We start from the raw sequence: 11243 nt of genomic DNA, 5'->3' as shown, positions 1-11243 counted from the left end.
TGTCACTTGTTTGCGATCTCTCTTTGGGAATCGAACCAACCAAAAGTAGTGAAATAGTGTATTTATTACAATTAGCTTGAAAGGATATGTCAATCAGAATTAAGAGAGAAGCAGAAAGGCAGGAGTAAAATTTCGGGCATAAAAAAAGCGCCCTTCTAAAGGACGCTCTGTTTTTTTGATGGTGCAAAAATTTATTTATTCACCGTGTAGGTGTAATTGTTTTTGTCGCCAACGGTTAATACAACCTGATACTGACCTGGTTTAGCCGATTCGAAATCGAAAATACGACCCAGACTTACGTCTTTTCCGAGGTTTTCTTCGTGAAGCAGATTGTTGTTGTTGTCGTACAAATAAACTTCAACGTTGTCCTTGCTCAGGTTTAGGTAGGAAAGTTTGAGCATGTTGTTTTTAAACCTGAAAGTAGGAGCAACATCTTTGTTGTCAGCAACCTGGTCAATCATATCGGCGCGGCCGTCAACTACGTTGAAAGGCTGAACCACAACTTTATTACCGGAACGGACCCGCAGGTTGTAGTTACCATCATCCAGTCTCGAGAAATCGAACGCCTTGAAATACTGGCTTCCCGATACATTGTTTTTGGTATAATAAACTACACTTCCCAAGTCATTCTCAATAGTGATACTCATTGGTTGCGTTCCGGGGTTGATAACCGAAACGATGGAGAGATCCGAATTATCTTTAGTATAAACTGAAGTCTTACCACTTGCCAATGCTTGGCCAATTGTAATAACCAGGAAGAACGCGCTCAAACTTACTACCATTAAATTCTTGCTCATCATTGTTTTAAAGTTTGTTGTCTTCATAGCTTCTTATTTTAAGAGGTTTTACACTGCAAATATAAACATGTTATACAGCATATGTTGTAAAACATATATTACTGCTTTTTTAACTGTACGTGATCGGAAACGGGATTTGAGTCGAAATGTGATCTTAAATTGAAGAGGTGTATGTATTTATTTTCGCAAATACCACAAAATCAACTGTATATGTGTGAAGTTTATATGATCTCGAGGTGGGCTGTTTTATTAGTCTGACCTTAGTTGAATGAATTTTTTTCTTCAAAAACCCAACTTTGATAAAATTTTTAATAATTCCTTTCGGGAAAAACCCTCTATTTCCATTTATTTTGGATGGTCAATTTTCCATTTCCAGAAATCATATTAAATGGATATTCGGATTCTGCAATTAATAGAAGGTGCGCAACAAGCCGATGGGCTGGTTGTAGTCATCGATGTCTTCCGGGCGTTTTCAACCGCTTGTTATGCCATGGAGCGCGGAGCTTCACGAATCATCCCGGTAGGAAATATTGAAGAAGCATTTCGCTTAGCGGAAGAAATTCCCGGTTCGGTATTAATGGGCGAACAGAACGAGCGCAAGATTACCGGATTTGATTACGGGAATTCGCCCACGCACATTCTGGAAGCAGACCTGTCGGGAAAAACCGTTATTCACCGGAGTAGTTCCGGCACCCAGGGAATTGTGAACGCGGTTCATGCCGACGAAATCATCACCGGCAGTTTTGTAAACGCTGCAGCAATAGCCCAATATATTAGATACCGCTCGCCGGAAACAGTGAGCCTGGTTTGCATGGGATACGCCGGCGAACGTCCGTCGCAGGAAGACACTTTTCTGGCAGAACATATACGCGATCTCCTAACGGGAAAATCTACCCGCTTTGATGAGATGGTGGAAGAACTTCGTACAGGCGATGGTGCCCGTCTGCTCGATCCGGCCAATAGTGAATGGTCACCGGCCTCCGATTTCGATTTGTGCCTTTCACTCGATCGCTTCGATTTTATTTTGCGACTGGAGGAAGAGGATGGCATCCGTTATCTGAACCGGATCGATTCCCGTACGTTTGAGTTGAAGAAATAACCGTAAACCTTTATCATATGACCTATAATTTTGACGAAATAATTGAGCGAAGAGGAACCAATTGTATCAAATACGACCGGTTGGAACAGTTTTGCGGCAATGCGGAGGCGTTACCTATGTGGGTAGCCGATACCGATTTCCGGGTACCCGATTTCATCATGGATGCCATTCGCGGGCGCGCCGAGCATGAAGTGTTGGCTTATTCTTACCGGCCCGAAAGTTACCATCAGTCCATCATTGATTGGATGAAAAAGCGGCACGACTGGGATATTCAACGCGAGTGGATTTCATTTAGTCCGGGAGTGGTGCCGGCCGTTACCATGTTAATCATGGCGCTTACCAACGAGGATGAAAAAGTAATTGTGCAGCCGCCGGTATATTTTCCTTTTTTCACTTGCGTGAAAGGCTCGGGCCGGAAGATGGTGGAGAATCCGTTGAAGTTGGAAAACGGCCGGTATTATTTCGATTTCGAGGATCTGAAAGCCAAGATTGACGATAAAACCAAAATGTTGTTACTGTCCAGTCCGCACAATCCGGGTGGCATGGTCTGGACGAAGGAAGAACTTACTGAGCTTGGACGAATTTGTAAAGAGAAAGGCGTCATTATCGTTTCCGATGAAATTCATTCCGACCTGATTTACCCGGGGCACAAACATGTTCCGTTGCCTTCCATTTCGGAAGAGTTGGCTGAAATTACGGTCGTTTGTATGGCACCCAACAAAACGTTTAACATTGCAGGTTTATCTTCCGCATTCCTGGTCATTCCGCAAAAGAAGATGCGGGTACGTTACGAGCGGATACTGAATGTACTGCATGTTCACGGAGGCAATATCTTCGGAACCGTTGCCACCGAAGCCGCATACACGAACGGAGAAGAGTGGTTGGGCGAATTGCTGGAATATCTTCAGGGAAACCTGAAATATTTGAACGATTTTATGGCGGAGCATTTGCCAAAAGTTAAAGTAATGCAGCCGGAATCGACATTCCTGGTGTGGATGGATTTCCGCGACTATGGTTTGAGCGAAAAAGAGATGAAAGATGTGCTGGTGAATAAAGCCGGCGTGGCCATGAATGTTGGAAGTACGTTTGGAACCGGCGGCGAAGGCTTTTTCCGGATGAATATTGGCTGTCCGCGTTCAACCCTGCAGGAAGGCCTGGAACGCATCGAAAAAGCGTTAAGAGTGCTTTAAAAAATAGAATGTCGGGGATTGGTTAGCTAATCCTCGACATCACCTGTTCAGCCAGAGCAACTAAATCTTTTTTATTGTCCTCTTCCACTTCGAGTTGAGCCAAACACTTCAACGCTTCGTCATGGTAATGGAGCATGAGCTGCTGTGCTTCCTCACTTACTGCAGCTTCATTATATAACTGCGTAACCGCTTCAATTTTTTCTTCCGAAAGGAAAGACTCTTTGGTAATCCAGTTTTGCAGCTGCTTCTTTTTCTCTCCTTGCAACTTTTCCTGTGCTTTGAGTAAGAGGAATGTTTTCTTATTGCTCAGAATGTCGCCACCAATTTTCTTACCGAAAACGTTGGGATCGCCGTAAACATCGAGCCAATCGTCCTGTAACTGAAATGCCAGCCCAATGTTTATTCCGAAATCATATAACAGTTTAGCCTGTTTTTCCGGCGCGTTACCGATGATGGCTCCCAGTTTCAAGGCGCCGGCAATTAACACCGCAGTTTTCAACCGAATCATTTCGATGTATTCATCCACGGTTACGTCCATCCGGCTCTCGAAATCCATGTCATACTGCTGCCCTTCACAAACCTCGAGTGCTGTTCGGGAGAAGAGCTTCAGTAATTCAGGTAATTTTTCTGCAGGTGAATTGGCCAGATATTCATTGGCGAGAATCATCATGGCGTCGCCGCTGAGAACGGCCGTATTGGGATTGAATTTCAAATGAACGGTTGGTTTGCCCCGACGGACCGACGCGTTATCCATTAAATCGTCGTGCAGCAGGGTAAAATTGTGGAACACTTCGATCGCAGTAGCGGCCGGCAGTGCTTCTTCAATATTTTCGGAAAAAAGATTGGCTCCCGTCAGAACCAGTACCGGCCTGAGCCTTTTTCCGCCCATGTCGAGGGTATAGGAAACCGGTTTGTACAGACCCGCCGGTGTAGCGTTGTCAATTTTTTCCCGTTCTTTTTTCAGTTCCTGAAGAAAGCGGTCAAAGAGTTCCTGCTGGCTTTTCATTCATCAATAGTTTTATCCTTTTCATCGGTTTCGGAGAGAAGATTCCCGTTTTTATCTCTTCCTTCAATTCGAAGCTCATCCTGTTCGATGTCTTCTTCCTCATCGAAAATTTCGAGGAAAGGTTCTTCGAAATACCGTGTTGTAGCGCGACGTTGCAATCCGAGAAGTAATGCCGGCAACAATATCAGGTTCGATATTAATGCAACGAGTAAGGTCAACGATACCAGAATGCCAAGGGCAACTGTTCCGCCGAAACTCGACAGACTGAAGATACCGAATCCGAAGAAAAGTACAAACGAGGTATAAATCATGCTGAAGCCGGTTTCGCGCAAAGCGAGTACCACCGACTTGCCAATATTCCATTGGGTAAACCGAAGTTCCTGCCTGTATTTGGCCAGGAAGTGTATCGTGTTGTCGACCGATATACCGAAAGCGATGGAGAAAACCAGGATGGTAGACGCCTTAATCGGGATGCCCGTAAAGCCCATGATTCCGGCCGTGAAAAGCAACGGAATTACGTTCGGAACCAGCGACAGGAACACCATCCGCCGCGAGTTGAACATCAATGCCATAAAAGTGGCGATGAGTAAAACTGCCAAGCCGAGACTCTGGAACAGACTCTTCACAAGGTACTGGGTTCCTTTCACGAATACCACTGAAGCTCCAGTGACAGTCACATGGTATTTGTCGGCCGGGAATATCTTAGCAGCCTCCTTTCGGATACGGCTCAACAAATCTTCCATCCGGGTTGTACCCACGTCTTTCATGCGGAAGCTGATGCGTGTTTCTTCTTTGGTGCTGTCGATAAACGATTTGAGATCGCCGATTTTGCCGTTCGATTTTCCCACGTAGGACAGAATGAACGACTGTTCGCGGTAGCTCGGCAGCGAATAATATTTTTCGTTTCCGTTATAGAAAGCCTGTTTGGCAAACTTCAACACGTTTACCAACGAAAGTGATGGAGACAAATCGCTGTACTTCGAAAGGGCGGTGCTGAATTCATCAATTTTTTTTAGGTTGGATGTGCGCAAAACTCCGTTGGGACGTTTGGTGTCAATTGTAATTTCCAATGGCATTAACCCGTCGAAATTCTTTTCAAAGAATTTCAAGTCAAGGTAAATCGGGTCATTCTTCGGCAAATCGTCCACCATGTAGCCAGTGCTTTTCATCTGGGTAATTCCGACGATGCTCAGCAGGAGAATAATGCCAAATGTGACGTAAATACCCTTCCGGTGATTTTGAGTGACCAAAACAAACTTGTCGATAATCTTCCCGATGAAATTATTATCGAGGTGGCGCATGTCCTTGTCGGCCGGTGGGTCGAGGATGGTGAAAGCCGTTGGGATAATGATCAGCGAGGTCATGAAAACCGCCATGATGTTCACCGACGCAATCAAACCGAATTCCCTCAGGATAGAACTGCTGGTCACCAGGAAGGTGGCAAAACCCGAAGCGGTAGTTAAGTTGGTCAGGAACGTAGCGTTACCAATCTTCATGATGGTCCGCTGCAACGCCTTGATTTTATTGCCGTGCCCTTTGTATTCGTTATGGTATTTATTCACCAGGAAAATACAGTTGGGAACCCCAATCACAATGAGCAAAGGCGGAATCATCCCTGTGAGCAACGTAATTTTATAGCCGAGTATGGCCATCAGTCCGAGCGTCCAGATGACCCCGATAAGCACGACCGTAACCGGAAGAATCACTGCTTTAAACGAACGGAAGAATGAGAACAGGATGATGATGACCACGGCCAGCGCCGCCAGAATGAACATCAAAAACTCTCGTTTGATCTTTTGCGAAGTGACTACCCGGATGTATGGCATTCCCGAATAATGAACCTTTACGTTTGTATCTGCCTGGTATTGGTCGCCAACTTTCACAATCTGATTAACCATTTTTTCCCGTTTCGGCGTTGCCATCAAGGCTTTGCTTACGGTAATGGCCATCATGTAGGTATGGGTCTTTTCGTTATATAACTGGCCTTTGTAAAAAGGTAACGTATGCAACGTTTCAACCGGTGTATCGAGTTGTTCCTGCGATTGTGCCCTTGACGGGAAAATGCTGTCGAACTTGAACTTGTGTGCTTTCCGGTCTTTGTAAATATCGTAAGCGTTGGCTACCGACAGCATGCCTTCCACACCATCAATTTTTTTCAGCTCGGCAGCCATTTCATTCCACCGGTTGAAATGGTCGATTTTGAAGAAGTTGGAATCCTGCACGCCGATGACAATCACATCGGAACCGGCACCAAATTTCTTAATGAAATCCTGATTTTCCTGATAAACCGTGTCTTTTTTAGGTAACAACGGAGCATATTCGTACGAAAGTTGAACCTGAGGTGCCTTAAATCCCATGTAAATGGTAATTCCCAGCAAAATAACCGAGAGGGCAATTCGGTAAGATAAAATGAAGCGTGCTATTCTTCTCCACATAATAATAAAATGAAATCCCCGCGAAATTAGTGTTTAATTGACTGAATTGAAAAGAATATGCCATTTTACTTGTTATGCTGCTGAGAGGGTTAGGCTAAATGCCAAGGTTTTACCTAATAAGGAATCGGAACAGTCAATTTTGATAGAAATGATGGAGATGAAAATATTTCTTTGCCATTGGGTAAAATTTGTTTCATTCGCTTTTCAGTTTTGTATCAAAACCTTTAAATTCGGCACAGCCTAACCCCCCTTTACCAGAATGATGAACTACGGATTTGTTGATTTCCTAAGGCTACTTGGCTCGCTGGCTGTTTTCCTTTTCGGGATGAAGCTGATGAGTGAATCGCTGCAAAAGGTAGCGGGCAATAAACTGCGCGCTATTCTGGCATCGATGACAGCCAACCGTATGCGCGGAGTTTTAACCGGCATCCTTATCACCACCCTCATCCAATCCTCTTCGGCAACCATTGTTATGATTGTCAGTTTTGTGAATGCAGGACTGCTTTCGTTGCTCGAGTCCATCAGTGTGGTAATGGGGGCGAATATCGGTACGACGGTCACAGCCTGGATTATTTCCCTTTTCGGATTTAAGTTCAACATCACGCAAATAGCTTTGCCGATGGTCGGTTTAGCACTGCCCGTATTATTCTCCCGTGTTCGTTCGCGTAAATCGTGGGGCGAACTGGTGATGGGCTTTGGCTTGCTGTTCATTGGTCTGGAATTCCTGAAAACTTCTGTGCCGGATGTCAGCAGCAATCCCGAAGTGTTGGGCTGGCTGTCGCAATATGCCCACATGGGTTACCTGGGATACATTCTTTTTATGCTCATCGGTACCTTGTTAACTATTTTGATCCAGTCGTCCAGTGCAACCATGGCCCTAACGTTGGTGATGTGCAACAACGGATGGATTAATTTCGACATGGCTGCTGCGATGGTGCTGGGCGAGAATTTGGGGACAACTATCACGGCCAACGTAGCGGCATTGGTGGCCAATACCAATGCAAGAAGAGCTGCCCGGGCACACCTGTTCTTCAACCTGGCCGGGGTGGTTTGGATGCTTATCATCTTTCCCTTCTTCCTGAAAGGCGTTGCTTTTCTGACCGAAGACCTGGGCGGTGGCAATCCGTTTGAATCGAGTAGTGCCATTCCCGTGGCACTGGCGCTGTTCCACACCTTGTTTAATGTGCTGAACATGTTGCTATTGATCGGTTTCACGAAGACGCTTGCCCGGATTGTAACCCGCTTAGTTCCCGAACGGAAAGCAGAAGCAGAAAGTGCGTTCACTTTGCAGCATATAAAAATTGGACTTTTGTCAACACCGGAAGCATCGCTTTACCTGGCACGCGAAGAGATTTCTCTCTTTGGCCAGCGGGTTTCGAAAATGTTTAAGGATGTACAGGAGCTAATGACCGAAATTCCTGATAAGAGATTTGAATTGCGATTTCAACGACTGGAAAGTGAAGAGAAAATATGCGACGGCATTGAGATTGAAATTGCCAACTATCTGACGAAAGTGGGAGAGACGCGGCTGAGTGTGAGAAACTCGAGGGTGCTGTCATCGATGTTTAAGTTGATTGATAACATCGAAAGCATTGGTGATTCGTGTTATAATATTGGTCGGGCGTTTAATCGCGCACACGAACAGCAAATCACCTTTTCGGGAAAACCGCTGGAGAATCTGGAGATTCTGTTCAGCCTGGTGGACGACACGATCCAAATCATGGAGTTCAACCTGAAAACGGAAGACCGGGTAGATGCTTCGGTGGCCCGGAAAAAGGAGGAAGAGATCAACGTATTCCGAGATATTCTGAAAACAGAACATCTGGAGAACCTGGAAAAAGGAATGTACAACTACCAGAAAGGCAGTATTTACAACGACATTTTCAACGAATGTGAACGGCTGGCCGATTATGCCATCAACGTTTCCGAATCGCTCGAATCGGTAAGCGCCAACCTCTGATAAATAAAAATCCCCGGAAGTATTTTCCAGGGATTCAAATTTCTTTGTGAAAGCAGCCTTTACTTGTTTTCTTTCGGCTTGGCTTCCGGTTGTACCGGAGCAGACTGAGCTTTCGGAGCTGATGCTGAACCAGAGCCAGCACTTCCCATCGAACATTTACCGGTAAACTGAGCTCCCGGCTCAACCGATAATTTGCCCATGGTCAGGTCGCCGTTGATAACGGCTGTGTTTTTCAATGTCATCAGTTCCGAAGCAAAAATTTCCCCTTCAAGATTCCCCATAATGTCGGCTAAACGGCAACGAACGGTTCCTTTTACCTTGGCATCGGGACCGAGTACTACCCGACCTTTGCATTCCAGGTTCCCCTCCAGTGCACCGTCGATTCGAATATCACCATCCGATTTGATATCCCCTTTAATCATGGTATCTTTTGCAATCGTGTTCAGTGCTTTCACTTCGTTTTGGATGATGGGTTTTGCCATTTTCTTCGGTTTTAACGTAAACAATTTGTCTTGACTTTAGCCGATGAAGATAATAAAAGCCAACAAGTTTTGAAACTGTTCGTGAACAGTATTCTTCTTAAAATCGAAAGGGAGGCGGATATTTATCAATAAAATAAAGGATGGAGAAACACGACGGGTGTAAAAATAAAAAGGCTTTTCTGTGCTCAGAAAAGCCTTTTTAAAGCCATGAAAAAACCAAATAGACAGAAAGAATTTTCTTTCTGCTATGGAAATCAAACAGTAATTTCTTTTTCAATAACGAGTTTACCCCTGTAGTGGCCGCACTCATTACATACGGTGTGATACTTCACAGTAGCACCGCAGTTTGAACAAGTTGCCATGGTAGCAGGAGTTGCTTTATAATGCGTTCTGCGCTTATCCCTTCTCGTTTTCGACGTTTTGTGTTTCGGATGTGCCATTTTAAATCAACTTTACTTAGTTACCAATAATCTTTTTCAAATCATTCCATCTCGGATCGATGGGTTCATCGCCGTCTCCGGGATGATCGTATTCATCGAGCTTATCCAGCATATCCGGGTCACAAGTGCTTTCGCCGTTTTCATCATCCGGATGAACATGTCTTGCCGGTAAGCTCAGAACAATAAATTCATATATCAAATGACCTACCTCTACCTGATGATCATTGGGGTGGAGATACATCACTTCGTCATCATCTACCTGCGGTTCTTCGCTGAACTTCACGTAGAGCTTAAAATCGTTATCCAATGGCTGGTCGTAATTGTCCAGACACCGGTCGCAAACTAACTGAACGCCTCCAGTCAATTTAAAGTCAAGCGATAAGTAGGTTGTCCGTTTTTCGAGTTCTACCTCGATATTCACTTCACCTCTTTCAATCTCCGACTCTTCAAACTCCCTGAAAAAGCGCTCGTCAGCTTCGAACTGGAACTGATGTTTTCCCTCCTTCAATCCGGAGAAAGGAATAATATAGTTTTTCAGGTATTTCACAACCTTCCTTTTTTAGCTTTGCAAAAGTATAAATTTTTAATATACCACAGAAAAAAACCTGATAATTTTGAAATTCTTAATATTAAACAGGTTGAGTGATTTTCTCGGTCAGGTTTTCGTCGGAGTGAAGAACGATACGGAACGTGGTTCCTTTGTTTATCTCCGAGTGTTTGACAGATATATGTCCGTTGTGGTAATTTTCGATAATACGCTTAGCCAGTGATAGTCCTAATCCCCAGCCTCTTTTCTTTGTCGTGTACCCCGGGCGGAAAACCTCTCTGAAACTGGTTTTCGGAATCCCTTTTCCTGTGTCGCTCACATCAATGTAAAGCTCCTCCGGGGCTACATACAGCGAAACATTGATTTCCCCTTTTCCTTCAATCGCATCGATGGCGTTTTTGCACAGATTTTCGATAACCCAGGAAAAAAGCGAAGTATTCAGCGGAATCATAATTTCCTGGAAAGGATTAAAATTCGAGGTGAACAAAATCCGTTTAGGGCTTCTCTTTTCGAGATATTCAATCGAGTTGGCCAATACTTCAACTACATTGGTTTCGGTCAACTCCGGCGTTGAGCCGATCTTCGAAAAGCGCTCGGTAATTCGGTTGAGTCGTTCGGTGTCCTTGGCAATTTCGGACACGATTGACTCATCCACATTCTGCATTCGCAGCAATTCCACCCAGGCCATCATCGAAGAGATCGGCGTTCCCAACTGGTGAGCCGTTTCTTTAGCCATTCCGACCCAAACACGGTTTTGTTCCGACACACGCGAAGCACTAAACGCGATGTAAGCAACTAAGATGAACAGGATGAGGATAAGAAGCTGTACGAGTGGATAATACCGGAGCTTCTTTAGCAAGACGGAATTACTATAGTAAATAAGATTTTTTTTGCCAGATGAAATGGGAATAACGATGGGCGGATACTGCTTTTTCATGTTAGCCAGTACCTGTCGCAGTTTTTGCTGCTTGCCCGGGCCGTCAGCAATTTCCAGGTTCCGGTCGTAGAGAATACTATCATTCTGGTCGGTGACGATGATGGGAACCGTTTGGTTGTTTTCCACTACATCAAAGGTAAAAGCCAGTTCGTCTCCCGAAGAATTATGCGATTCAGCCAGGCGGTGCGTTGCCTGCGCCCACAATTCTACTTTCCGGTGTTCTTCCTGCTTTAGCTTATCGACTAATGTTTTGGTATAGATAAATGTACCGATGCTGATAAGAAAAGCAAAGCCCAGTAGTACTCCTTTAAAATTCCGGTTGCTGAAAAATTGAAACAAGATGTTAGTTT

At 44.7% G+C, this 11243-nt stretch carries 10 protein-coding genes; 3 read left to right on the top strand and 7 right to left on the bottom strand.

From position 1 onward, the window contains the following. Nucleotides 1-191 precede the first annotated feature (191 nt). Nucleotides 192-824: a hypothetical protein gene (locus GJU87_RS17500; RefSeq protein ID WP_153640663.1), complete on the bottom strand. Its 633-nt coding sequence runs from the start codon at nucleotides 822-824 to the stop codon at nucleotides 192-194. A gap of 361 nt (nucleotides 825-1185) precedes the next feature. On the opposite strand from GJU87_RS17500, the gene GJU87_RS17495 reads away from it, so the two are divergent. Both GJU87_RS17495 and GJU87_RS17490 read left to right on the top strand, forming a co-directional pair. Then, nucleotides 1186-1896 (top strand): 2-phosphosulfolactate phosphatase, encoded by a 711-nt coding sequence (locus tag GJU87_RS17495; protein ID WP_153640662.1) that lies wholly within the window; start codon nucleotides 1186-1188, stop codon nucleotides 1894-1896. Nucleotides 1897-1913: 17 nt separating this feature from the next. Beyond that, complete coding sequence (locus GJU87_RS17490) at nucleotides 1914-3086, top strand: MalY/PatB family protein (RefSeq protein ID WP_153640661.1); 1173 nt, start codon at nucleotides 1914-1916, stop codon at nucleotides 3084-3086. A 22-nt stretch (nucleotides 3087-3108) separates the two neighbouring features. Here the strand turns inward: GJU87_RS17490 and GJU87_RS17485 are convergent, their stop codons facing one another. Further along, complete coding sequence (locus GJU87_RS17485) at nucleotides 3109-4092, bottom strand: polyprenyl synthetase family protein (RefSeq protein WP_153640660.1); 984 nt, start codon at nucleotides 4090-4092, stop codon at nucleotides 3109-3111. Further along, entirely contained in the window at nucleotides 4089-6527 is a 2439-nt protein-coding gene (locus GJU87_RS17480) for an RND family transporter (RefSeq protein ID WP_153640659.1), read from the bottom strand. The genes GJU87_RS17485 and GJU87_RS17480 overlap by 4 nt, the downstream gene beginning before the upstream one ends. Nucleotides 6528-6786: 259 nt before the next feature. Between GJU87_RS17480 and GJU87_RS17475 the strand changes: the two genes are divergently transcribed. Then, nucleotides 6787-8487, top strand: a complete 1701-nt coding sequence (locus tag GJU87_RS17475) for a Na/Pi cotransporter family protein (protein WP_228492037.1) — start codon at nucleotides 6787-6789, stop codon at nucleotides 8485-8487. A gap of 59 nt (nucleotides 8488-8546) precedes the next feature. Here the strand turns inward: GJU87_RS17475 and GJU87_RS17470 are convergent, their stop codons facing one another. From GJU87_RS17470 to GJU87_RS17455, 4 genes are all read right to left on the bottom strand, one after another. Continuing rightward, nucleotides 8547-8969: a polymer-forming cytoskeletal protein gene (locus GJU87_RS17470; RefSeq protein ID WP_106540778.1), complete on the bottom strand. Its 423-nt coding sequence runs from the start codon at nucleotides 8967-8969 to the stop codon at nucleotides 8547-8549. Nucleotides 8970-9223: 254 nt separating this feature from the next. After that, on the bottom strand, nucleotides 9224-9409 hold the full coding sequence (rpmF, locus tag GJU87_RS17465) for a 50S ribosomal protein L32 (RefSeq protein ID WP_106540777.1): 186 nt from the start codon (nucleotides 9407-9409) through the stop codon (nucleotides 9224-9226). A gap of 16 nt (nucleotides 9410-9425) precedes the next feature. Then, nucleotides 9426-9956 carry a DUF177 domain-containing protein gene (locus tag GJU87_RS17460; protein ID WP_153640658.1) on the bottom strand — a complete coding sequence of 177 codons (531 nt, stop codon included), beginning with the start codon at nucleotides 9954-9956 and terminating at the stop codon, nucleotides 9426-9428. An 82-nt stretch (nucleotides 9957-10038) separates the two neighbouring features. After that, nucleotides 10039-11232 carry a PAS domain-containing sensor histidine kinase gene (locus tag GJU87_RS17455; protein ID WP_153640657.1) on the bottom strand — a complete coding sequence of 398 codons (1194 nt, stop codon included), beginning with the start codon at nucleotides 11230-11232 and terminating at the stop codon, nucleotides 10039-10041. Nucleotides 11233-11243 lie beyond the last annotated feature (11 nt).

This window comes from Prolixibacter sp. NT017 (assembly GCF_009617875.1).
GTDB lineage: Bacteria > Bacteroidota > Bacteroidia > Bacteroidales > Prolixibacteraceae > Prolixibacter.
Note: the sequence above shows the minus strand (reverse complement) of the source record. Positions and strands in the feature narration are given on the sequence as shown.